The organism is Arthrobacter sp. NPDC057013 (assembly GCF_042674585.1).
Lineage (GTDB): Bacteria > Actinomycetota > Actinomycetes > Actinomycetales > Micrococcaceae > Arthrobacter.
In genome coordinates, this window is sequence record NZ_JBHUSE010000003.1 from 277,156 (window position 1) to 299,411 (window position 22,256).

20 protein-coding genes are annotated in these 22,256 nt (G+C 64.5%); 9 read left to right on the forward strand and 11 right to left on the reverse strand.

Translation table 11 applies throughout. The features are described 5' to 3' along the window. The 3 genes from ACFTSA_RS06890 (at nucleotide 1) to ACFTSA_RS06900 (ending at nucleotide 4,370) form a co-directional block, all read left to right on the forward strand. Entirely contained in the window at nucleotides 1–999 is a 999-nt protein-coding gene (locus ACFTSA_RS06890) for a PD-(D/E)XK motif protein (RefSeq protein ID WP_377950527.1), read from the forward strand. Continuing rightward, nucleotides 999–4,097, forward strand: coding sequence for a Z1 domain-containing protein (locus ACFTSA_RS06895; RefSeq protein ID WP_377950528.1), 3,099 nt, complete (start codon nucleotides 999–1,001; stop codon nucleotides 4,095–4,097). The genes ACFTSA_RS06890 and ACFTSA_RS06895 overlap by 1 nt, the downstream gene beginning before the upstream one ends. A gap of 75 nt (nucleotides 4,098–4,172) precedes the next feature. After that, the gene (locus tag ACFTSA_RS06900; protein WP_377950529.1) at nucleotides 4,173–4,370 is read left to right on the forward strand and encodes a hypothetical protein; all 198 of its coding nucleotides are present in this window, start codon (nucleotides 4,173–4,175) and stop codon (nucleotides 4,368–4,370) included. Nucleotides 4,371–4,608: 238 nt separating this feature from the next. Here the strand turns inward: ACFTSA_RS06900 and ACFTSA_RS06905 are convergent, their stop codons facing one another. Next, the gene (locus ACFTSA_RS06905; RefSeq protein ID WP_377950530.1) at nucleotides 4,609–4,995 is read right to left on the reverse strand and encodes a GNAT family N-acetyltransferase; all 387 of its coding nucleotides are present in this window, start codon (nucleotides 4,993–4,995) and stop codon (nucleotides 4,609–4,611) included. A gap of 104 nt (nucleotides 4,996–5,099) precedes the next feature. Next, nucleotides 5,100–5,972: a ribokinase gene (locus tag ACFTSA_RS06910; protein WP_377950531.1), complete on the reverse strand. Its 873-nt coding sequence runs from the start codon at nucleotides 5,970–5,972 to the stop codon at nucleotides 5,100–5,102. A gap of 143 nt (nucleotides 5,973–6,115) precedes the next feature. Between ACFTSA_RS06910 and ACFTSA_RS06915 the strand changes: the two genes are divergently transcribed. Further along, nucleotides 6,116–7,546 carry an MFS transporter gene (locus ACFTSA_RS06915; RefSeq protein WP_377950532.1) on the forward strand — a complete coding sequence of 477 codons (1,431 nt, stop codon included), beginning with the start codon at nucleotides 6,116–6,118 and terminating at the stop codon, nucleotides 7,544–7,546. A 32-nt stretch (nucleotides 7,547–7,578) separates the two neighbouring features. Then, entirely contained in the window at nucleotides 7,579–8,559 is a 981-nt protein-coding gene (locus ACFTSA_RS06920; protein ID WP_377950533.1) for a nucleoside hydrolase, read from the forward strand. Nucleotides 8,560–8,617: 58 nt separating this feature from the next. Here the strand turns inward: ACFTSA_RS06920 and ACFTSA_RS06925 are convergent, their stop codons facing one another. Further along, the gene (locus ACFTSA_RS06925; RefSeq protein WP_377950534.1) at nucleotides 8,618–9,364 is read right to left on the reverse strand and encodes a haloacid dehalogenase type II; all 747 of its coding nucleotides are present in this window, start codon (nucleotides 9,362–9,364) and stop codon (nucleotides 8,618–8,620) included. Between the two features lie 43 nt (nucleotides 9,365–9,407). On the opposite strand from ACFTSA_RS06925, the gene ACFTSA_RS06930 reads away from it, so the two are divergent. Then, nucleotides 9,408–10,028, forward strand: coding sequence for a flavin reductase family protein (locus tag ACFTSA_RS06930; protein ID WP_377950535.1), 621 nt, complete (start codon nucleotides 9,408–9,410; stop codon nucleotides 10,026–10,028). Between the two features lie 84 nt (nucleotides 10,029–10,112). Here the strand turns inward: ACFTSA_RS06930 and ACFTSA_RS06935 are convergent, their stop codons facing one another. Next, complete coding sequence (locus ACFTSA_RS06935; protein ID WP_377950536.1) at nucleotides 10,113–11,495, reverse strand: SLC13 family permease; 1,383 nt, start codon at nucleotides 11,493–11,495, stop codon at nucleotides 10,113–10,115. Between the two features lie 12 nt (nucleotides 11,496–11,507). Beyond that, entirely contained in the window at nucleotides 11,508–12,326 is an 819-nt protein-coding gene (locus ACFTSA_RS06940; RefSeq protein WP_377950537.1) for an Asp/Glu racemase, read from the reverse strand. A 174-nt stretch (nucleotides 12,327–12,500) separates the two neighbouring features. Between ACFTSA_RS06940 and ACFTSA_RS06945 the strand changes: the two genes are divergently transcribed. Beyond that, a complete protein-coding gene (locus ACFTSA_RS06945; protein ID WP_377950538.1) occupies nucleotides 12,501–13,286 on the forward strand; it encodes an IclR family transcriptional regulator in 786 nt (261 codons plus the stop codon). A gap of 506 nt (nucleotides 13,287–13,792) precedes the next feature. Next, nucleotides 13,793–14,641 carry an esterase/lipase family protein gene (locus ACFTSA_RS06950; RefSeq protein ID WP_377950539.1) on the forward strand — a complete coding sequence of 283 codons (849 nt, stop codon included), beginning with the start codon at nucleotides 13,793–13,795 and terminating at the stop codon, nucleotides 14,639–14,641. 275 nt (nucleotides 14,642–14,916) lie between these two features. Here ACFTSA_RS06950 and ACFTSA_RS06955 read toward each other — a convergent pair whose 3' ends face one another. After that, on the reverse strand, nucleotides 14,917–16,326 hold the full coding sequence (locus ACFTSA_RS06955) for an MFS transporter (RefSeq protein ID WP_377950540.1): 1,410 nt from the start codon (nucleotides 16,324–16,326) through the stop codon (nucleotides 14,917–14,919). Between the two features lie 115 nt (nucleotides 16,327–16,441). Between ACFTSA_RS06955 and ACFTSA_RS06960 the strand changes: the two genes are divergently transcribed. Beyond that, a complete protein-coding gene (locus tag ACFTSA_RS06960; RefSeq protein ID WP_377950541.1) occupies nucleotides 16,442–16,990 on the forward strand; it encodes a TetR/AcrR family transcriptional regulator in 549 nt (182 codons plus the stop codon). Between the two features lie 83 nt (nucleotides 16,991–17,073). On the opposite strand, the gene ACFTSA_RS06965 is transcribed toward ACFTSA_RS06960, so the two are convergent. The 5 genes from ACFTSA_RS06965 to ACFTSA_RS06985 form a co-directional block, all read right to left on the reverse strand. Next, nucleotides 17,074–17,856, reverse strand: coding sequence for a GntR family transcriptional regulator (locus tag ACFTSA_RS06965; RefSeq protein ID WP_377950542.1), 783 nt, complete (start codon nucleotides 17,854–17,856; stop codon nucleotides 17,074–17,076). 206 nt (nucleotides 17,857–18,062) lie between these two features. After that, nucleotides 18,063–18,524 carry a hypothetical protein gene (locus ACFTSA_RS06970; protein ID WP_377950543.1) on the reverse strand — a complete coding sequence of 154 codons (462 nt, stop codon included), beginning with the start codon at nucleotides 18,522–18,524 and terminating at the stop codon, nucleotides 18,063–18,065. 908 nt (nucleotides 18,525–19,432) lie between these two features. Next, nucleotides 19,433–20,554 carry an ABC transporter ATP-binding protein gene (locus tag ACFTSA_RS06975; protein WP_377950544.1) on the reverse strand — a complete coding sequence of 374 codons (1,122 nt, stop codon included), beginning with the start codon at nucleotides 20,552–20,554 and terminating at the stop codon, nucleotides 19,433–19,435. Between the two features lie 9 nt (nucleotides 20,555–20,563). Further along, nucleotides 20,564–21,391, reverse strand: a complete 828-nt coding sequence (locus ACFTSA_RS06980; RefSeq protein ID WP_377950545.1) for an ABC transporter permease — start codon at nucleotides 21,389–21,391, stop codon at nucleotides 20,564–20,566. Beyond that, entirely contained in the window at nucleotides 21,378–22,256 is an 879-nt protein-coding gene (locus tag ACFTSA_RS06985) for an ABC transporter permease (RefSeq protein ID WP_377950546.1), read from the reverse strand. Before ACFTSA_RS06985 ends, ACFTSA_RS06980 begins: the two co-directional genes overlap by 14 nt.

A 22,256-nucleotide genomic window follows, 5' to 3' on the forward strand; every position in this document is an offset into this window, starting at 1 on the left:
ATGGTCCCAGATTCACCTGAAGAGCTTCGTAGGCTTGATCCCGAGACGATTCAACGATATTTCAAGTCGCCAAATACGGTTGTCCATCTGCTTTCGCAAGTTCCCCGCTGTGAGCTTCGTATCGAACCCGCTAACGAATGCTTGGAACTCCGTGTCCCGAAGGACGGATCAAATCCAGATCTCAGCCCCTTCGAAAATATCGAAATCGACTACACCACCGACCTGAGCCAAGACTGCATCGTCCTCAGACTGGCCGCCCGTGGAATGCACTACGCGGCCTACTCGTTCATAGCCAAAATCGTCGAGGAACTTCAGCAGGGCCACTTTTTTTCCACCGCTATCGCCCACAGCCTCAAAGAATACGAGCTGCTCATTCAGGGCCGCCGACTGCTGAGTTCCGAGAAGCAGACCGGGCTCGTAGGGGAGCTGCTGCTGCTGACATATCTCTGCAGCATAGACCCTCTCGCGGCCCTGACATCCTGGTTAGGACCGGAATCAGAACAGCACGATTTCTCGTTCGCCACCTTCGATCTAGAAGTCAAGACGACGAAAGCTGAACGACGAACTCACCGTATTGGATCAGCCACTCAGCTTGAACCTTCCGAAAACCGTACTCTCATGTTTCTCTCCATTCAGCTCACAGCGGCAGGCGGTGCGTACAACGCCTTCAGCCTGGTCGACCTGGTGGAGAAAACCCAAAACCTCCTTGGCCCCCACGTGATGCCGTTCAACGATTACCTTGCCGGGCTGGGATGGAGGTCGTCCGACATGGAGTCATACCGCGCAAAGTACGTACTCCGTTCCCGCCCGGCCTTCTACCCCGTGGGCGAGCGCTTCCCCGCTCTGCAGGACTCTGCGCTTCGTCGGGCGATTCCGAACTACGAGCATCTAGCGGAAGTCTCGTATCGGACCGACGTTTCACACCTGCAATCAGCGCCGGTCCCGGACGCACTCACCGGATTCGCAGACTATGCAGATTCGCTACTACGGAGGTCCTGATGGCCACTACTGAAACCCGAAAAGACGCAATCACCAGTGCCATTGCAATGATTGCCGAAAAGGGACCGAAGCCTCTTCTCAGCCGCGTCAATTTCTCCCTTGAGGAAGACGGCGTCGATCCGATCGCTCCTTCGGAGCTGACCGACCTGCTGACCTCGGAAGGGGATCCGAACGATCCTGCACAGGTCGAATTCCGGTTGGCAGTAGCCAGATGGGATCAGACAACAGACGCACACTGGCTCAGTGAAGCGCCGAACCCCGCTACCCATCCGAAAGGCCGGGAACGACGTGCCTACGTGCTCGAGAAACTTGGCTTTTCGGAGCATGAATTCGAGGTCATTAACTCCTTTTACCCCATCATCAACGCCGGCACGATTGTCGCGAACCCCACCGACGGACGATGGCCGTGGTACTCAGCGGACCGGCGAACGCGCAGTCACTACTGGGACGTTTACCAAGGGATACTCAAACGCCGCGGCTTCGGTCCTGACGCAATCGTGGCCCTGGACGAATCCACCACAGAAATCGTTAGCCGGTTCGCTGACCCCACTTGGGACGAAACGTACCAGACAAAGGGCCTCGTCGTAGGGCACGTCCAAAGCGGGAAGACCGCCAATTTCACCGGTACAGTAGCCAAGGCCATTGACGCTGGCTACAGGCTCATCATCGTACTGACCGGAACGCTTGAGCTCCTTCGAAGCCAGACCCAACGGCGCCTAGACAAGGAACTGGTGGGCTTCGAAAACATCGTTGGCGGAATCGACCTCTCGGACGAATTACTCGCGCGCGAAAACATCGACTACATAGCGAACCAAGATACAGACTGGTTGGCTGGCGACAAGTTCGTAAAGTTCGGCTACGACCCAGAGAGCGTTCCCGGAGTCCCCCACATTATTCGCCTCACGAAAAGCACGGATGACTATAAGTCCCTGAGAGCCGGCCTCAGCACTCTCGACTACAAATCGCACATCCGTAACCCTGAACAGAAGATCTACCACCCGGATAACCTGTGGGACACACCGGTCCGTCTTGTTGTGATCAAAAAGAACGCAACAGTCCTGCGCAAGCTGATCAAAGACCTCAAACAAATCCGAGGCAACACCCAGGACTATCCGGCACTGATAATCGACGACGAAGCCGACCAGGCCGGAATCAACACAAAAAAGCCCCCGGTGAAGCTCACCAAAGAGGAACAGGACGAAGAAAATAAGCAGGCCCGGGAGCGGACCGCCATCAACAAACTCTTGTCAGAACTTCTGGAAATCTTGCCGCGCGCCCAGTACGTGGGATATACAGCAACCCCCTTCGCAAACGTCTTCATTGATGCTTCCGACGTCGACGATATCTACCCCAAGGACTTCATTTTCAGCCTGACTCCGCCTGGCGCGTACATGGGCGGCCGATCCTTTCACGATCGCCACCTACTGCTTGCACCCGACGAGACCAAGACTCCGGCCACGAGTAATCAGGCAGCGTATGTGCGGAACATATCCTCAACGCCCGACACCCTCGAGCTCAGGCAGCGTGAGATGCAAAGAGCTATGGATTCCTTCGTCCTTGCCGGAGCAGTCAAACTCTGGCGCGAAGCCAGAGGCAGCAAGGGCGATTTCACGCACCACACAATGCTCTTCCATGAATCTGTCAGGCAAGTTGAGCACAATGCTCTCGCGGATGAAATCCACAGGCTATGGAAGCGATCTGATTACCTCGGCTTCGACGGATATGACCGACTAGCGGAACTTTGGGTGGACGACTTCGCAGTCGTAATGCGGGAACTCACGCAGAGGACCGACTCGGAGTTCCCCGACCCGCGGACACACCAGATCCCGTCTTCGTTCGATGACGTTGCCGTATACCTCCCCGAAGTCGTGAAGCGTGTCGAGGACGGTCTTCGCCCGATTGCTGTCGTCAACGGAGACAAAGACACCGAATATATCCAAGCCGGAGCTGACTTCCAGAAGGGGCCCGTGTGGAAGATGTTGGTGGGCGGGGCAAAGCTTTCTCGTGGCTACACAATCGAAGGCCTCACCGTGACCTGGTACTCGCGGCGGGCACTGGCAGCCGACACCTTGATGCAAATGGGCCGCTGGTTCGGTTACAGACCCGGCTACCGGGACCTCGTGCGGCTATACATCGCGCGCAACGTCCCGGCCTCGGCCAGGAACCCCAAACCTTATGACCTTTATGAGGCTTTCGAGTCGATGATCGGTGACGAGGAAGAGTTCAGAGAGCAGCTCGCACAGTTTGCTGAACTGGATGAAAACGGACAGCCACAGGTACGCCCCATCGACATTCCTCCGCTCGTTTCGCAAAGCTTGCCTTGGCTCAGGCCGACCGCACGCAGCCGCATGTATAACGCTGAAATCGTCCAGTACGCGAAAGGCGACCGCTTCAAGGACTTTTTCTACCTGCCTCCCCGGGACCCGAAGCAAAGCAAGAACCGCGAAAATCTGCTGGCCATGGTGCCCCTCCTCAACCGTCTTACGGAAACGGAATCCTTCGAATACACGACGGCCACCCAGCGAACCTCCTCCTACACGGCCAAAACGGGCCTCGTGCCAGCTCAGCTCGTCATCGAGGCTCTATCTTCGTTTGAGTGGAGCAAGCCAAGCCTTGCTGGCCCGGATCTTCAGTTCGTAAAAGAAGCGGCCAGCAAGGGAAGTATCACCCACTTCAAGGTCGTCATGCCCATTCCTTCTAAAGATCCAGTCATGAGAGGGATTGACCTTAAAGAGACAGGAACTACCGAGTTCCCTATCATCGAACGAAACAGACGCGCACGCGGAGACTTTTCCGGGTCATCTCGATGGACACGACAGCCCCTCGAAGACCAATTCACCAAGGAAAAGGAGCCGAACGACCCGGCTTCCCGTACAACAGGGGCCATCATACTTACCCTCGCCGCCGACCAGTGGAACGGCCAAACCGCGGTCTCGGAACCCAGCGCTTTGGGTGGAGGCGTAGTCGATCCAGCAGATATAGCCGCGCTCTTTTCGTGGGCCCTGCCACACGCCGCCGCACCAAAGGGAAAGGCCGGCTTCAGTGTACGAGCACCAAACCGTCGATCGTCACCAACCATTGAGGCCTTGTCCGAATGACGGGGACTGTCTGACTAACGGCGGATCCATGGTTGGCCTGACACGCCGGGCGTTGCCTGGCGGGGAGGACTGATCATGAGCGACACCATGGACCCCATGGCGACTGAGATGGATCAGCAAGAGTTAGCGCAGCAGCTGCTGGCCCAGGCTAAGGAGCAGGGAATCGATCTCGTCGGCCCGGACGAGCTGTTGAACCGGCTCACGAAAAATGTCCTGGAGACCGCGTTGGAAGCGGAAATGAACGAGAGCACCTCGGATATACCGTCTTCGTAACGAATTAGTCGCTCCGAAGCTGCGTGTAATATTCCGAGGCCATTCGTTTCATTCAGGGGGGGTGTTTAGGAGTTCAAGCGTTCCGCCAGCGTCTTTGCGACTTGGCTTTTGCTCGGGATCTTGCGTTTAGGCGTGGCTGGCGGTCCTTGCTGTAGCGCCCCCGCGCCACGAAGGCCCAGGTCGGAGATGAGAACTTATCTCGGGCCTTGCGCCCATCCATAGCTCAGCCAGGTTGCCTTTACACCTCCAGCGTAAACACCCACAGCAGCACATCCTCGCCCGGCACGTACCAGTCCCGCTCTAGGGCGCGGCGGAAGCCAAACGACTCATAAAGGCCGTGGGCCCGGTCCATAAACGTGGCACTGGTGATGCTGATCGCTTCAATGTCGGGGAGCTGCCGGGCATGCTCCACGATCTCCCGGACCACGGCGCGGCCCACCCCTGCACCCTGGTGCGCCGGGTCCACAGCCAGCATCCGGAACTCGAGCTCACCGTCCTGGGCTATCTCGGTATACGGCTGGCCGGCGAATGTCACCGTTACCGCCGCGACCACCTTGTCGGCGGACTCCGCCACCCACACCTGGGCATGCTCGGCGCGGTGCTCCACATCCTCCAGCACGCTCATGTACGGATGGTCGGCCGCGAAGTGTCCGGCTCGGAGGTACGCATCACGGGTGATGCGGCGAACCTCTGGAAAGTCCGACGGCGCCGCTCGCCGAAACGCAACACTCACAGAGCGCTTTCCTCAGCGGCGGCTGTTCGCTCGACGTAGTGGCCCAGCTGTGCCAACGACGGCTGCGACGATGGATCGCCCACCGCATCGGCCCCCACGGCATTGGCCACTGCCAGCGCCCGCGTGTAGTCCAGCCCGCTCCGCAGTGCCAGGACCACCGCCGCGCAGAACGCGTCGCCCGCGCCAATCGTGTTCGCCACAGCCACGGAAACAGCAGGTGCCTCCGCGACCTTCCGGCCGTGCTCGAACATCGCCGAGCCGTCCTTGCCGTACGTCACCGCAACGAGCTTCGCCTCAGCCAGCGCCGGGATCAGCTCATACTCAGTCTCGTTGACGATCACCAGGTCGCACCGCTCCAGCAGCTCCGCAGGCAGGTCCATCGCCGGCGCCGCGTTCAGCACAAAGAAGCCCTGCGCCTTCCGGGCCGCCTCGAGCACTACGTCCAGGCCGACCTCGAACTGGCACAGCACCGTCTCGTCCGGCGCAAACGAAACGCCCTCAAGCGAAAACCCAGAGTTAGCCCCAGGGCACACCACGATCTGGTTCTCGCCGTCGCGGTCCACCACTATTAGCGCGGTGCCCGTCGCGTCGCCGTCGAGCATTGCCACATCCGAGGTGTCCAAGCCGGCGGCGGAAAGCGCCTCCAGCATGAGGCGCCCCTGGGCGTCGTCGCCCACCGCGCCGATCATCCGGGAACTCCCGCCCAGGCGTGCGGCGGCCACGGCCTGGTTCGCTCCCTTGCCGCCGGGCTGCTGGCTTAGGGTGCCGCCGCCGATGGTTTCCCCTGCGCTGGGGAGCCGGTCCGTGGTGGCGATCATGTCGAGATTGATGCTGCCGACGACGGTGACGGCAGGAAGCTGAGTGCTCATGAGGAAGTCCTATCAGGTCGAGCCAGAAGCGGCTGAATTAGGAAATAGTGTACGGCATGGTTGTACTTGTCCGTCATACATGGTTGTATAACAACTAATTTTCCCAAAGGCAGGACCTCCTGCAGAGAACAATGGAGTTTGATGTGAACACCCCAGCCACGGCCAGTACCTCGCCGCCCGCCGCCGTCGAAAGCGAAACCGACGTGAACAAACTGGCCGGCCGTCCGGCCGCACTGCTGATTACCACCCTGCTGCTCGGCGTACTGTCCTTCCAGCTCAACGCCAGCATGGTCACCCCGGCGCTGCCGCAAATCGCCGCTAGCTTCGGCCAATCTGCCGACGCCGCCGCCCCCGTACAGTCCATGTTCTTCCTGGCTGGCGCCATCGCCGGGCCGGTGATCGGGAGGTGGAGCGACTTCATCGGCCGCCGCCCCGCGCTCCTGCTGGTGCTGGCCATCATGGGCATAGGAACCATCCTCTGCATCGCCGCGCCCACGCTGCCTCTGCTCATCGCCGGCCGCTTCCTGCAGGGTGTGTCCAGCGCCGTCTTCGCCCTGTCCTATATCGTGCTCAGCGAGAACCTGCAGCCCCGGGTCTTCGGCACCTCCGTGGGCATCATCGCCGCCATCAACGGCGGCATCGGGGGAGTGGACGGCTACGTCGGCGGCCTGATGTCTGAGACCCTCGGCTTCCGGTCCATCTTCGCCGTCGTCCTGGTGCTCACGGCTATCGCCGCCGGATGCATCGTCAAGACCGTCCCGAAGGGCCGGCCGCAGCACGTCCGCGGCTCCATGGACTGGTGGGGAGCGGGCTCGCTCTCGGTGTTCCTGGTGTTCATCACGTACTTTGTCTCAGGCGGATCGGCCGCGGGCTGGACCGCGCCCGGCACCCTGGCCCTGCTCGCCGGCACCGTCGCATCCTTCGCCGCCTTCTGGATGATCGAGAAGCGCCGCAGCCACCCGCTCATCGCCGTCCACCATTTGCGCTCCCGCCAGGTGTGGCCCGTCATCGCGAGCACCGTCCTGACCCTCGCCGGCATCTTCGCCATCATGAACTTCACCGTGGTGCTGCTCAGCCAGGACAAGGGCTCCGGCTTCGGGCTCAGCCCGTCCCTCTCCGCGCTGCTGTTCCTTACCCCTGCCGCCCTAATCGGCGTCTTCGCCGCCCCGCTCGCCGGCTGGCTCGCCGGCCGCCGAGGCTGGATCAAGGTCCTCCGCACCGGCACCGCCCTGAGCCTGGCCTGCGCCGCGGCGGCCGCCGCGTTCTCAAGCAACCAGATCGCGGTGATGGTCGCCGTCGCGGCCCTCGGCATCTTCTACAACGGCCTCTTCCTCACCGCCATCAACGGGCTCTCCGTCCTGCTCTCGCCCAAGGAAGCACCCGCTTCCCTGCCTAGCATCAACGGTGCCTCCTTCGGCATCGGGGCGAGCCTCGGCGTCGTAATTGTGGCGCCGTTCGCCGCGCAGGCGACCAGTGCCGGGTACGCCACCGCCCTCTGGATCTCGGTGGGCATCACCGCCGCCGCGTTCATCGTCAGCCTCTTCGTCCCCGCCCCCAAGGGCGAAACCCGCTAGACCTTCCGCACCAACCGAAAGAAGAACCACCCATGACCAGCTTCCCGTTCTACCTCGACTGCGACACCGGCATCGACGACGCCCTCGCCCTGGCCTACCTGCTCGCCTCCCCGCAGGCGGACGTGCGCGGGATCGGCGCCGTCAGCGGCAACGTCAGTGCCGCCGTCGGCGCCCGCAACACTCTGGACCTGCTGGAGCTCGCCGGGCATGCGCACATCCCCGTCGCCCTCGGCGCGCACGACCCCCTTGCCGGTTCCTTCGGCGGGGGAGCGCCGTGGGTGCATGGCGCCAACGGCATCGGCGAGGTTGAGCTTTCGACGGCGGCCGCTGAGCTGGCGCCGGAGACCGCAGCGGAGATGCTGGTGCGGCTCGTGCACGAGCACCCCGGCACGCTGCGGGTCCTGGCCATCGGCCCGCTGACCAACATCGCCGAGGCGCTGCGGCTGGAGCCCTCTCTGCCACAGCTGGTCGCGGAGATCACGATCATGGGCGGCGCCGCCCTGGCCCCGGGGAACCTCACGCCCGTGGCGGAGGCGAACATCGCCAACGACCCCGAGGCTGCCGCCCTGGTGCTGTCCGCCAGCTGGAAGGTGACCCTGGTGCCCCTGGACGTGACGATGACCAACGTGCTGGAGGAGAACCACCGGCAGGAGCTGCTGGCTTCACCCGGTGCCGTGCCGCGGGCACTGGGGGAGATGCTGGGCTACTACTTCCGGTTCTACGAGGGACTGTTCGGCCGCGCCTGCTCCGCCATGCATGATCCCTTGGCGGCGGCGCTCGCTGTAGGTTCCGTCAAGGCTGCCGTTGCGCCGGTGGTGCACGTCGACGTCGACACCACGTCAGGCCCGGGCCGCGGGCAGACCGTCTGCGACATGCGCGGCCTGTACATGGACTACCCGGAGCAGCCCGGCGCCCGCTGCCGCGTGGTGCTGTCGCTTGAGGACGACTTCGCGCCGCATTTGGTGGAGACGCTGCTGGCGCCCGTGGTTGAGTCTGCCGTTATCGGTGGTTGAGCCGGGTGGCAAGTATGACGAACCCGGCGGAGAGAGGCGGGTGGCCCAGCGGCGGACGTCAGGCCACGAGCCGGTCCGCCAGTTCAGTGACACTCGACGCCACCAGGTCCCAGTCGCCTTCCGGGGCCAGGTCCGCCACCTGGCCGGGGCCGTATTCGGTGGGGCGGGCCACGAACGCCGTGGCCAGCCCGGACTCCCGGGCAGCCCGCAGGTCCGTATTGTGGGCCGCCGCCAGCATCACCTCGCCTGGCTCGAGGTCCAGGAACTCCGCAGTCCGGAGGTAGGCCTGGGGCAACGGCTTGTAGGTGCGCGTCATGTCCGAACCGATGATGACATCCCACGGCAGGCCCGCGTTCCTGGCCATCTCCAGCAACAGTGAGGTGTTGCCGTTGGAAAGTGGCCCCACGATGTAGTGGCGGCGGATCGTTGCCAGACCCTCCACGCTGTCCGGCCACGCCGGCAGCCGGTGCCAGGATCTGTTCAGTTCCTCCAGGCTCTCCCTGGAAACGAGTTCCGGATTGATGCCGTGATGGCGGAGGGCCTCGTCGAGGTTTTCGCGGTGGAGGGTGTCGAGCTTCGTGAAGCCGCGCTGTCCGGAGCGGATGGCTTCCATGGCCGGCTGGTAGAGGGCCCGCCAGCGGTCGGCGAAGGCGTGCGCGTCAAGGGCAACACCATGTGCCGCGGCGAACGCTGCCACCTCCCGTGCAACGCCGGTGCGCCAGTCCACTACGGTCCCGAAGGTGTCGAACAGGACGGCGCGCACCAGCCGCCCGGTTGATGGTGAACGGTAGGGCTCGAAGCTCATGAGTTGTCTCCTTCCTTGCTGCCATGACCGTTAGTCTGGCAACATGCGAACTGATTTCAGTCCCACGGCGACGTCCGCCCGCGATTTCTACCGGTTGCTCACCGCAGTGGTGGTGCCCCGGCCCATCGCTTGGGTTTCGAGCGTTTCTCCGGAGGGCATCGACAACGTGGCCCCTCACTCCTTCTTCACCGTAGCCTCAACCAACCCGCCCATCGTGCAGTTCACGTCGGTAGGCGAGAAGGATTCGCTCCGCAACATCACCGCGTCCGGAGAATTCGTGGTCAACCTGGCCCCGGCCGCACTCCTGGAAGAGGTTAACGCCACCGGCACCAACTTCCCGCCGGACGTCAGCGAGTTCGACGCCGCCGGCCTGACCCGTGAGCCGAGCCTGACCGTGGCCGCGCCGCGCGTCAAGGAATCACCGGCGGTGCTGGAATGCCGCCTCCATTCCGTGCTGCCGGTGGGGGACTCCACGCTGGTTTTCGGCGAAGTGGCCCATGCCGCCGTGAGCGATGCCGTACTCGACGGCAGCCACCCCCGGATCGACCTGCTGGAGCCACTGGCCCGGCTGGGGCTGGATGAGTGGGGCACACTCGGCGACATCCAGGACCTGACCCGGATCCGGCTGAAGGACTGGCCCGGCCATTTCCGTCCCAGGGTCTAGGGCCAGCCGGCCCGCGTTGCGTGGGAAAGAGAAAAGGGAAAGGGACGCCCGGCCAGGACGTCCCTTCCCTTCAGCCCGGGGCTCTTAGCCGAGGCCGAGCTGGACGAACAGGAACCAGACGAGGAGCGGCACCACACCGATCATCGCGATGGCCCACAGCAGCAGTGCGCGGAAGAACATCCGCTCGTCCTTGGGCTGGGCGCTCGCCATCAGCAGGGCCCCGCTGGTGGACATGGGGCTGACATCAACCACTGAGGAGCTGATGGCGATGGCCGTTATGACGCCCACGGGGGTGAGCAGCGGGTCCATGGCTATCGAATGGACAACAGGGCTGATGACACCCAGCGTTCCGGTGGTGGAGGCGAAGGCTGAAACGATGGCCACCACGTAGCTTGCAATCAGCGCAGCGAGCGAACTGTTGCCCAGGCCCGCGATGCCTTCCTGGAGTTCCTTCAGCGCACCCATTTTCTCCAGCATGCCCACGTAGGTGACGATGCCGGTGACCAGGATAATGGCCGACCACGGCATGCTTTCCACCGCCGGCTTCTGCACGCTGGAGTCCAGGACGATCAGTACCGCGGCGATGACCAGCGAGGCAACTCCCACATCAATTCCCAGGACGGTGGTGAGCACCAGCAGGGAGGCGATGCCCACCAGCGTGAGGATACGCATGGGGGTTGCGGCCACCTTCTCCGGGCGAGTCCTGGTTCCGGCGGCAACAGCGGTCTGTGCCGGTGCGGTGAGTACGGCCGTCCCGGCGCCGCCGGGACCTGAAACGCCGCCCCCTTCGGGTGCGTCAGCGCCGCCGTCGTTCTTAATGGCACTGTCACCGCGGTCCGTTTGAAGTACCGCCCTGGCTGCCCGGCGCTTCATGATGGCCTGCACCAGGACATAGGCGATCACGGCCAGGATGGCGTTGAAGATGAAGCAGTAGGCGTAGAGCCTGAATGAACCGTCACCGGCTCCGGCGCCTTCCAGCATCTTGTTGGCGAGGACACCGAAGGGGTTGACGGGAGAGAAGGCGCCGGCGTTGGCGCCCTGGACGATGACCAGGCCCATGGCCAGGGTGCTGATGCCAAACCGCATGCCCAGCGCCAGGCCCACCGGGGCGACGATGGCGATGGCGGCGGGCGTGAATGCGCCGGCGGAGGCCAGGGCTGCTGTCAGCAGGAACATCAGGATGGGGACCAGGATCTTCCGGTCGCCGGCGAGCCGTTCAGCCCAATAGGCCAGCAGGTCGATGGTGCCGTTGATCCGTACGATGGCGAACAACAGGGTGGCGCCCACCAGGATGAAGAAGAGGCCGGCGGGGAATTGTCCGATAACGTCCTTGATGGACATGCCGGCCAGGAGGGTGCCCACGCCGAATGCGGCGACGGTGGCCAGCAGCCCGGCGTTGATCTTGGTGAAGGACCCGACGGCGAAGGCCGCCACCAGCACCAGGAACGCGATGAGTGACAGCGACATGGTGCCAGCCGCCTAGGCGTTCGCCGGAGTGAGGACGCCGGCGCCGGACAGCAGGCTGCCCGCTCCCGTGATGGCGGGTTTGTGGCCGAGCGCCTTGAGGATCTCGTACGTGGTGGCGGTGGCTGCCGTGATGACGGGGAGTCCGAGCTCGTCCTCCACCGCCTGGACCGCGGCGAGTGACGGCATCTGGACGCAGGCGGACAGGACGACGGCGTCCGCGCCTTCGCGCTGCAGGCTGCGGGCCAGTGCGGGCAGGTTCTGCGGGTCAAGGCAGCCGACTTCGAGGTTGTCTGCTACTTCGAGGCTGATGGCGTCCAGCACCGTGATGCCCGATCCCTCGATGTAGTCCACCACCATCTTGGTCAGCGGCTTCATGTAGGGGGTGATCATGGCGACCTTGAGGGCGCCGATTTCGTGCAGGGTCCGGACCAGGGCACCGGCGCTGCTGGTGACCGGGGCGGGGTGTCCGTTGCCGGCGGCGGCGTCGGCGATGACCTTCTCGGAGCCCTCGTGGGCTTCGGGGCCCTGGGCCATGACGGCCACCAGGCAGGCGTAGGCGATGACGTCCACGTCGGCGTCGGAGACCGCTTCGGCGCAGTGGGCTGCCTTGCCCACCATGGCCAGCAGTTCTTCCCGCGTGACCTTCTTCATGCCGGCGCGGGCGGAGTGGAAGGTGTACTTGTGGCCGGTTGCCTCGGCCTGGCGCCGGAACAGTTCCGGCAGTTCGGTCTCCATGGTGGTGTTGGAACTGGGGACGATCAGTCCCACACGGCTCATCCCGGGGCGCTTGGGCTCGGGGGCGGTTTCGCAGGTTGTTTCCGGGGTGCTCATGGATTCTCCACGTCGTTGTGCTTGGGGTTTATTTGGGTAAACCCATAAAGTGGGTTCTGGTCCCATGATGTGGGTTACTCGGTTCGGATCTCAAATGGATCACATCCTGGGACTGCTCCCGGCTCACTAAGCTGGAGGCTGCCGGCGTAAGAAGATTGAAGGGGCGTTTGAACAGTGGTGAAGGAACCGGGAGCTGGGGCTTCCCCCTTGTTGGTCCTGCACAAGGTGGCGGAGATTCTGGACTGTTTCTCGGTGGAGGAGCCCGAGCCGACGCTGCAGCAGATCATCCGCAAGACGGGGCTGCCGTCCAGCACCTGCCAGCGGCTGGCGCAGAACATGCTCCGTGAAGGTTTTTTGGACCGCGACGGCGACCGGTACCGGATCGGTATCGGACTGGTGCGCTGGGCTACTCCGGGAACGTTCGGGCTGGACGTGGTCCGGCTCGTGAAGCCGGTCCTGCAGCAGCTGCGCGACGAAACCGGCGAAACGGCCTGCCTGTACGTCAGGGACGGGGCCTTCCGGACCATCGTTGCGGTGGCCGAGACGCGGCACGTGGTGATGCGGCCGTTCATGGTGGGCATGGTCATGCCGCTGCATGCAGGCGCCCCCGGCAAAATTTTCCTGGCGTTCGACCCCGGGGCCTGGGATGCTTTGGACGAGCATGGGCTTGAGAGCTTTACGCCGGATACCCCGGTGTCCCTGGAGGCGCTCCGGGAGCAGGCGGCTGTTGCCCGCCGGCAGGGGTTTTATGCCGCCTTCGGGGAACGCAACCAGGACGTGGGCTCCATCAGTGCGCCGGTGTTCGACCATGCTGGACGGCTTGCGTGTGCTGTGGGCCTGGGGTTCCCCACCCAGCGGATCGGGCCCGCCGATGTTGAGCGGCTGGGCCCGGTCGTGGCCCGTGCGGGACTGGAAGCCAGCCGTGCACTGGGGTACGACAGCAGCCAAGCCATCGGGTGATCGCGCCGAAGCAGGCATGGCTGCGGGGCCGCGGGTGCTGGGGGAGGTGCTGGGCTACTAATTCCGGTCCTACCAGGCATCAACAGCCGGCTACCGGACGAAGAGTCGGCCACCGAGCTGCGGGACAGCCGTGAGTTCGCCTGGGTGATGGGCGGCAAGTTGGTCCGCTGGAGCTTCACCATGGCTCCGGCTGATACCGGGACGACGCTGACCTGCTTCCGGGACTTCGGTTTTGCACGTTTGTGCAGGCGCGCTGGGCGGTTTTCCTTGAACACCAGGCCCGCGAAAATCCCGTACTGACCAGTAACTTCATGTCGCGGCGGAAGCGTTCGGCCAGCACAGGCCGCTTCGCTCCGGCAGCCGATTTCAGCGCACGTCCGTGCAAAACCATGGCGGCGTCGGGCGCCGGGCTGCCTACATTAATTACCCGGGCAACCCTGGCTCACCCCGCTGACTACGGATTACTGCCAGGCCCGCACTCCTGACACGCGAACAAAGAGGTTTCTATGTCACTGCTCACCAAAGCCATGTCCGCCGCTGCCATTGCCGTCCTTGCCGGCGCGCTGGCCGTTGCTCCGGCCCAAGCGGGAACGGTGCAGGTTTCCCCGCCCGGAGCCAATGACTGGTCCTGCAAACCAAGCGCCCAGCATCCGTATCCGGTGGTTCTGGTGCCCGGAACGTTCGAGAGCATGGAAAAGAACTGGTCCACCCTCTCGCCGTACCTCAAGAGCGCCGGGTACTGCGTCTTCGCCCTGAACTACGGCGAGACGAACGGTGTGTACGCCACCGCGCCGGTGGCCAAATCGGCGCAGGAACTCGCCCCCTTCGTGGACTCAGTGCGCGCCGCCACCGGCGCCAAGAAAGTGGACCTCGTGGGCCACAGCCAGGGCGGCATGATGCCCCGCTACTACATGGGCTTCCTGGGCGGCGCCAAGTACGTCCGCCAGCTCATCGGGATCGCGCCCTCCAACCACGGCACCGAAGGTGTGATCGTCCCCGCACCGGGCGTCGTCCCGGATCCCAACTACACCGGACTGGGCTGTGCCGCCTGCGCCGATCAGCAGGCGGGGTCGGCCTTCATGCAGAAGCTCAACTCCATCGGCGACACCGTAGCGGGACCCTCCTACACTGTCATCTCCACGGTCCACGACGAAGTGGTGGTTCCCTACAACAGCCAGTTCCTCAACGGTCCGGCGCGGCAGGTCACCAACATCACCATCCAGGACAAGTGCCCGGCCGACGCCTTCGAACACGACCAGACGCCGAACGACCCGGTGGTGCACCAGATCGTAGGCCACGCCCTGGGCAGGGCGTCCGGTCCCGCGGATCCGGCCTACCAGCCCAAGTGCATTTAGCGGCCTGGCCGCAACCCTTACTCAGCCCAGCCTGCACCGCATGACCGGCCTGGGCCGGCACGAACGGCCGGGGCCCGGCCGGTCACGCGGGGGAGGGCCGCCCAAGCCCGGCCGGACCCGGCCGGGCTTAGGCCTGGAGCGACTGCATCAGCGAGAGGTGGCCGTTTTCACGGCAGTAACCGGAACTGGATCCTGAAAGTTGAAGTACCCGAGGCGCTTCCGGGCATGCTGGCGGCGATGACTTCGGACTTAAGGCCTCCAGCGAACGCGTGCCCTCATGCCGCCCGCCGGGGTCTGATGACCAGTCCGGCGACGGCTGCCAGCGCGAGGGCGGACAGGATGGTCGCCGACCAGAACCCGGCCCGTCCGCCGGTCAGGAAGTCGCCTGGGACTGCGAAGGCCGCGTAGGTCGAAGCCACGATGGCCAGCCCAACAGCGCCGCCAAGCTGCTGCATTGTCTGGAAAAGCCCGGAGGTGGATCCTGCGTGCTCGGGTTCGACGTTGCGTAGCGCGAGAGTGGTGAGCGGCATGAACGTCATGCCGGCTGAGATCCCCGTCAAGAGCAGGGCAACCATGACGATGGCGAAGGGAGTGTCCGGACTCAGTTGCGTGAGTGGCAGGAAGGCGACGACGCGAAGGGCGGCGCCGAGCATGACGAGGCGGACCGCCCCGAAGCGCTCGACGAGCCGCGGGACGATCCGCGACATCGCGAAGATGCTCAGGGGCATCGGCAGGAACGCCAGCCCCGTCAACAGTGGCGTGAGGTGCAGATCGTTTTCGAGGTACTGGACCATGAGGAAGAACATCGCCAGCATCCCGCCATAGGTGGCCGCCATCGCCGCCAGCGCCGCCACCCGGCTCGGGCTGCGGAGCAGCTGCGGTTGGAGCAGGGGGTGGGCCACTCTCCGCTCGGTGAGGGCAAGCACGGTGATCAGCGCTGCGCCGACCACGAACCCGCCGATCGTGCGGGGACTGGACCAGCCGTCGTCGCCCGCCTGAATGAGAGCCCACACAATGGCGACGGCGCCGCCCGTTGCGGTCACCGCACCGAGCACGTCGAAGCGCCCGGATCTCCGGGGGGTTTCGGCGACGAGGCGGGGCACGGCAACGAGGACGGCGACGCCGATCGGCACGTTGATGAAGAGCGTCCACCGCCAGTTGGCCATGTCGGTGAGCAGGCCGCCAAGAATGAGCCCGAGTGCGCCGCCCATCGAGGCGACGGCGGAGAACAATGCAAGCGCCCGGTTCCGTGCGCCGTCGTCCCGTGCGCTCGTAGTGATGAGCGCGAGCACGCTCGGGGCGGCGAACGCGGCACCGAGGCCTTGGAGTGCGCGTGCGATGACGAGGAGAAGGGGTGAGGTGGCCAGGCCGCCGAGCAGCGAGAAGACCGTGAAGACTGCGACGCCCATCAGGAACGTGCGGCGACGGCCGAAGACGTCTCCGATCCTTCCGCCGAGCAGCAAGAGGCCGCCGAAGGCTACGGCGTAGCCGTTCAAGACCCAGCTGAGCTGGGCGCGGGTGAAATGGAGGTCGGTGGCAATGTGGGGGAGTGCGACGTTGACGACGGTCGCGTCGAGGACAAGCATGAGTTGGGCAAGCATGACCAGCCAGAGGCCAATGCTGCCTACGCGGCGGCCGGATGTCGCGGTCCCGGCGGGCGCCCGTGTGGCGATTGTGGATGTCATGGGGTGGTGTCCTGTTCTAGCCGAAGGGCTGACGTACACTAAGAGGAGAGATACTCCGCTTAGAACTATACGGAGACACTCTCCGTTTGGCAACAACGTTTTGAAAGGTGTTTCTGTGCGCGCTGATGCTCAACGCAACCGCGGCCGGATCGTGGAGACTGCACGTGCGTTCTTCCGCGCTAAAGGCTTCGACGCCGTCTCAATGGACGAGGTCGCCAAAGGGGCCGGGGTGGGCACCGGAACGCTGTACCGGCACTTCCCGACCAAAGAATCCCTGTACGACGCTGTCCTTGAGGCCTGGGCAGAGAAGGTGAACGAGGCAGTCGACAGGGCGCTTTCGCTCGATGCGCCGGCGCGGGAGCAGCTGTTGACGTGGCTGCGTGACTACGCAGCAATGCTGACAGAGCACAAAGGTGCAGCCGCCCGGATCACTGCTGCACTGGGCGACCCCGAGTCTCCATTCGCGGCGAAGTGCACGACCTACATCAACGCGAACCAGCGCGTGATTGACGCGTTGGACTCGGCCCTGCGCCCCGGGGTCGAGGCAATGCAGATCAGTCGGCTTGTTGGTGGGGCGGCCGCAGTCGCAGACAACAGCGAGCTTCCCGCCGACGCAGTGGCATCGATGCTTGCGATCGTCGCTGACGGACTGCTCGCTCGCTGACAGGGCCGTCCGGCAGCTGGACCCCTAGCGAAAAGACTGCACCGGCTCAGATAGCTGCCTCTGCTTAATTGGCGGCTGCAGGTTTAGGACTGGAGCGACTGCATCACCGAGAGGTGCCCGGCGCGGTCGGCGATCAGGCACTTGGCCAGGTAGAAGGGCCGGTTGGCGTGCCGGACGTACTGGGTGAGGACCAGGACCGGATCCGTGGCGCGCAGGTCCAGCAGCTTGGCACGGCTCGGGCCCACCTGGCTCAGGCTGATCTGGCACTCGCCCGGCCCCAGTCCCCGGCCGCCCGCTTTGTTGAGCGCCGTGAGCAGGGTGGTGCCGCTGTCGTAGTTAACTTCCAAAGGCGCGGCGGCGGCGCCGCCGAAGCTGACGGGGAGGGCGGAGATGTTTTCCTGGAGGTGGGCGATGGGCTCGCCGTCGCGGATGAGGACGGACTCCCAGAGCCAGACGTCGGCGCCGGGGTCGACGCCGACGCCGGGGGCGACGAATTCGGAGGCCGGCTGCTTCTCCACTTGGATGCGCTTGATCTGGACCTGGTGTCCGGGGCCGCCGAGGACTTCTTCGAAGGGGCGGATGCGTTCGATGCCGATGCGGGGGAGGGTGTCGGAGACGAACCGGCCGACGCCCCGCCGGGCGCGGATGAGGCCGTCCTCCTCGAGCAGCATCAGGGCCTCGCGGACCACGGTGCGGCTGACCAACATGCTCGTGCCGAGCTCTGTCTCGGTGGGGAGCATGGAGCCGGGCTGCAGCAGGTTGTTGCGGATGGCCTCGGCGATGCGTGAGTAGACGGCGACCCGGAGCGGTGAGCCGGGCTGGGCCTCCACGGGCTGGGACAGGAACCGGACGGCGTCGTCGTGCACGTTATGCCTCGCTTGCGTGTTTCTCGGGAGAGTCCCAGCGTAGCAAGTGGTACGGGCTTGTTGGACAAGGGGAAATTCTGCAGACTGTATTGACACAAACTTCGGATGGTCCGGCTCAAACGTCTCAGGGGATGTTATTCAGGTCCGTCGCCCACAGCATCTGGAGCCATGGACGACGGACCTGCTTCCGATGGACTATTACGCCGCTACTCGCACCCTACGCCGTCGCCGTCCCTGTCGAGACCGTAGACGTCGGATCCGACGACGGTGACCGGTCCGCCTACGTACGCTGGACCGTTGCCGCTTCCGCCCGCGCAATCTACGTCCGATGCAATGGGCACGCAGGGCCCTGCGTAGTTTGGATCGCATCCTGACGGAGCTGCGGGGACGGCGGGCTGGGCGGGTGGCTGTGCCTGTGCTGCGGCCGCAGCCGCCGCGGCAGCGGCTGCGGCCGCCTGCTGCTGGCGCCTCACTTCCTCGGCTGCAGCCTGTTGCCCGGCCGCCTCAGCGGCTGCCTGCTTCTGTGCGGCTTTAGCCGCAGCTTCTCGCGCAGCCTTGTCGGCAGCCGCCTTCTTGGCGGCGGCCTTCTTAGCCGCGGCTTTTTCGGCAGCAATCTTCGCGGCCGCCGCGCGTGCGTCCGTTACTCGTTTCGAGTCTGACTGTTCCATCCACAGCAGCTCCCCAGCTTCGCTCTTCGTGCAGATGAAGACCTTCGGCGAGTACTCTTCGGTCGCATTTTCGGTGACGCAGTCTGATGACGCCGGTGCAGTCTGAGTGGGTGTCGGCGTAGCGCTCGGGGATGCGGACTCGGCGGCCAGAGGCGTCGTAACTGAGGCGGCCGGTTGACCTCCGCATGCTGTCGCTGAGAGCAGGACGCCGACAGCTATGGCCACACCTCCAGCTCGGTGGTGAGAAGCCCATTGACGTGGCTCGGCGTCGACACCATTGGAGACCTCGCGGCTGATAGTCTTCCGTGCTTCGCTGCGGCGAAAGATCGAATTCATGTATACCCCCCCATAAATCAGGTTTAGATGCGAATTGCTCGCCGAGCTTAACACTAAAACTTGCACCAAATATGCGTATTGACGTGACAGAATCGGTCAAGGACGCAACTGCAGCCGTAGCGCAGTATCAGGTACGGATTCAAGAGTGGACGTGACGGCCGGCGCGATCTGCAGGGCGGCAGACTGCGAGAATTTCGCGTGCCCGCAGGCGGTGCTAGCAGTTTGGCACGGCTCGCACCGACCTGGCTCAGGCTGATTGGGCACTCGCCCGGCCTGAGTCGCCGGCCCGCAGGGCCGTGAGCAAGGTGGTGCCGCCGTCGTCGTTAATTCCAAAGGCGCGGCGCCGCCGCGGGCGAAGCTGACGGGGAGGGCGGAGATGTTCCTGGAGGTGTGCGATGGGTTCTCGTCGCGGGTGAGAACGGACTTCCCGAGTCAGACCTCGGTGCCGGGGGCGACGAATTCGGAAGCGTAGCAACCGTGAACGTGGTCGTATCCCTCAGCAGTGTGTTCGACCATTTGGAGAGTGCCATGTGGCCGCCAACGGAGACGCATGGCCGTTGGCGGCCGCGGCATCAGGACTCCAGAACCAGCAGCTGGGCTTTGTCCGCGTCCCAGCCCACCCACAGCTCCCCGTCCGGCACGAGCCGTTCGGCCCTGTCGGAGCTGAGCTCACGAAGCTGGAGTTCGTGGCCGCCGGCCGTGAGGCGGTGGCGCACCGTGGCTCCCAGGTTTGTGGAGGACACCAGAGTCGCAGCGCATCCATTGTCCGCGGAAGCCCGCGTCCTGAACTTGAGGTGCTCGGGGCGGATGGAGACGGCGTAGTTCTCGCCGCTGGCCCCGCGGTCCCGGACCCTTGCCAGACCAAGTCCGCCGAGGTCCACAACTGCTTCCTCGCCGTTGCGCTCCACGACAGTGCACGGGATCAGGTTCGTGTCGCCGAGGAAGCTGGCCACCCAGTCGGTGAGGGGGTGGTTGTACACCTCCTCCGGGGGCCCGGACTGCACGATCTTCCCGTCCCTCATCACCACGATCCGGTCCGACATGGCCATGGCCTCGTCCTGGTCGTGCGTCACGAACAGCACGGTAATGCCCAGGCCCTTCTGCAGGGTCTTGATTTCCTCTTGCATCTGTTCACGCAGCCGCTTGTCCAGGGCTGCCATCGGCTCATCCAGCAGCAGGGCGGCGGGGTTGAATACCAGTGCCCGGGCCAGGGCCACCCGCTGTTGCTGTCCGCCGGAGAGCTGCCGCGGCTTCCGGCCACCCATCTTTCCCAGCCCCACACGGTCCAGGGCAACCTCCGCTCGCCGGCGCCGTTCCGCGCGCGGCACCTTGCGCATCCGGAGCGCGAACTCCACGTTTTCCAGCGCGCTCATGTGCGGGAAGAGAGCGTAGTTCTGAAACACCACACCGAGGTTGCGGTCCCGTGGCGGCAGCGTGTCCACGGGCTTGGCGTCAATGAGGACGGTCCCGGCGGTGTGTTCTTCAAACCCCGCCACCATCATCATGGTGGTCGTCTTGCCGGAGCCGCTGGGGCCCAGGAGGGTCACGAACTCTCCGGGCTGAACCGTCAGGTCCAGTTGATCAACGGCCACGACGTCGCCGTAGTGCTTGCTGACCCGGCGGAGCTCAATGGCGCCCTGGGCGGCCCTCCCCGTCCCCGGAACTGACTCCCTGGAAATCACTGATGCGGTCATCGACTTTCCTTACGTTTGTGCGGATACGGCCAGCGGCAGCATCCGGGTTGAAGAACGGTGCTTGAGGACAAACAGGACCTGAAGCAGTAGCCCGATGGTGGCGACGCTGACCAGCAGGGCCGACGACACCGCGATCTTCGGGGTCAGGTTGAACTGGATATCCGTGAACATCTTGACCGGCAAAGTAGTGGCCCCCGGGGACTGCAGGAACAGGGACATCACCGTCTCATCGATGGAGACCGAGAACGCGAAGAGCGCCCCGGAGATAAGGCCGGGCAGGATGATGGGCAGATACACGTGCCGCAGGATCGAGAGCGGCCCTGCCCCCAGGCTCTGCGCCGACCGGACCAGCGCGGGGTTAAGCCCGGCGAGGCTGGCACGGGTGGTCAGGTACACATAGGGGGTCGCGATGACCGCGTGCGCCAGGCCGATGGGAACGATGCTGCCCACCATCCCGACCGAGATGAAGAACTGGTAGAACGCCAGCGCGAGCACCACGGTTGGCACGATCATCGGCGCGAGGATCAGGCCCACGACGGCGGGCTGTCCCGGGAATTTGCGGCCGTGAAGCCCGATCGCCGCGGTGGCCCCCAGGACCACACCGATCACGACGGCGATCGCGGCCGACTGGAGGCTGGCCGTCAGGGCGGAGGTCCACGCCTGGTCGGCGAAGAACCCGGCCACGGCGGCAAAGGAGACTCCCTCCGGCGGGAACGTGATGTAGCGGCTGTCGTTCAGCGCGACCGGCACCACAATCGCCGTCGGTATGACGAGGAACAGGAAGGCCGGGATGGAAAGAAGCGCCAGGAGGCGGTGCTGCGGATTAGTTGTCTTCATGTTGGCCTCCTGCCTTGAGGACGCGCTGGTAGACAGCCACGAGGATGCTGACCATTACCGTCAGGATGACGGCCAGGGCAGCGGCCCCGGAGAAGTCCGTGAGCTGTCGGGCGTAGTAGTCGATCTGGTTGGCGATCATCATGTCGCCGGGCCCGCCCATCACCACGGGTGTGATGAAGAAGCCCGTGCTGATGATGAAGACCAGCAGCCCGGCGGCGGAAATGCCGGGCATGCTCAGCGGCAGGGTGATCCTGCGGAACACGGATCCTTCCCGCGCGCCAAGCGAGCGGGCCGCCAGCCCGAGCCGGTCATCGATCGACGTCAGCGAGGAGAAGATCGGGAACACCGCGTAGGGCAGGAGGCAGTGCACCATGCCGACGATCACGGCGAACCGGTTGTGCAGCAACGGGATCGGCGCACCCGTAAGCCCGATTCCCTGAAGGAATGCGTTGACGATGCCGTTGTCCTGGAGCAGAACCGCCCAGGCGAAGTTCTTCACCAGGATGCCGGTCCAGAACGGCAGGAGCACGACGGCGAACAGGATCACCCGGGCGACGTTTCCGGCACGCCACAGCACCATGGCGATGATGTAGCCCAGCGCCACAGTGACAATGGTGCTCACCAGGCTGATGGTCAGGGTGTTGGCCAGCGCGCGCAGTACGAGCGGGTCCTCGAGGACACGCTGGTAGGCGTTGTCGGCGAAGCTCGCGCCGACCAGTTTGCCCAGCGGCGTCAGGAACAGCACGACGTCGAAGGCAAGGACCGGGGCCAGCAGCAGCCACCATCCGCTGCGCCGCCGTCGGGGTGCTGCTTCAGCAGGAGGCGCGCCGCGGCCCCGTGGCCGTTCCAGAGTTGCGTTGCTCAT

What these genes read in the sequence shown, in the direction of transcription:
- ACFTSA_RS06890 (WP_377950527.1), top strand. Translation starts at nt 1, where the DNA reads ATGGTCCCAGATTCACCTGAAGAGCTTCGTAGGCTTGATCCCGAGACG.
- ACFTSA_RS06895 (WP_377950528.1), top strand. Translation starts at nt 999, where the DNA reads ATGGCCACTACTGAAACCCGAAAAGACGCAATCACCAGTGCCATTGCA.
- ACFTSA_RS06900 (WP_377950529.1), top strand. Translation starts at nt 4,173, where the DNA reads ATGAGCGACACCATGGACCCCATGGCGACTGAGATGGATCAGCAAGAG.
- ACFTSA_RS06905 (WP_377950530.1), bottom strand. Translation starts at nt 4,995, where the DNA reads ATGAGCGTGCTGGAGGATGTGGAGCACCGCGCCGAGCATGCCCAGGTG.
- ACFTSA_RS06910 (WP_377950531.1), bottom strand. Translation starts at nt 5,972, where the DNA reads ATGAGCACTCAGCTTCCTGCCGTCACCGTCGTCGGCAGCATCAATCTC.
- ACFTSA_RS06920 (WP_377950533.1), top strand. Translation starts at nt 7,579, where the DNA reads ATGACCAGCTTCCCGTTCTACCTCGACTGCGACACCGGCATCGACGAC.
- ACFTSA_RS06925 (WP_377950534.1), bottom strand. Translation starts at nt 9,364, where the DNA reads ATGAGCTTCGAGCCCTACCGTTCACCATCAACCGGGCGGCTGGTGCGC.
- ACFTSA_RS06930 (WP_377950535.1), top strand. Translation starts at nt 9,408, where the DNA reads ATGCGAACTGATTTCAGTCCCACGGCGACGTCCGCCCGCGATTTCTAC.
- ACFTSA_RS06935 (WP_377950536.1), bottom strand. Translation starts at nt 11,495, where the DNA reads ATGTCGCTGTCACTCATCGCGTTCCTGGTGCTGGTGGCGGCCTTCGCC.
- ACFTSA_RS06940 (WP_377950537.1), bottom strand. Translation starts at nt 12,326, where the DNA reads ATGAGCACCCCGGAAACAACCTGCGAAACCGCCCCCGAGCCCAAGCGC.
- ACFTSA_RS06950 (WP_377950539.1), top strand. Translation starts at nt 13,793, where the DNA reads ATGTCACTGCTCACCAAAGCCATGTCCGCCGCTGCCATTGCCGTCCTT.
- ACFTSA_RS06955 (WP_377950540.1), bottom strand. Translation starts at nt 16,326, where the DNA reads ATGACATCCACAATCGCCACACGGGCGCCCGCCGGGACCGCGACATCC.
- ACFTSA_RS06970 (WP_377950543.1), bottom strand. Translation starts at nt 18,524, where the DNA reads ATGGAACAGTCAGACTCGAAACGAGTAACGGACGCACGCGCGGCGGCC.
- ACFTSA_RS06975 (WP_377950544.1), bottom strand. Translation starts at nt 20,554, where the DNA reads ATGACCGCATCAGTGATTTCCAGGGAGTCAGTTCCGGGGACGGGGAGG.
- ACFTSA_RS06980 (WP_377950545.1), bottom strand. Translation starts at nt 21,391, where the DNA reads ATGAAGACAACTAATCCGCAGCACCGCCTCCTGGCGCTTCTTTCCATC.
- ACFTSA_RS06985 (WP_377950546.1), bottom strand. Translation starts at nt 22,256, where the DNA reads ATGAGCAACGCAACTCTGGAACGGCCACGGGGCCGCGGCGCGCCTCCT.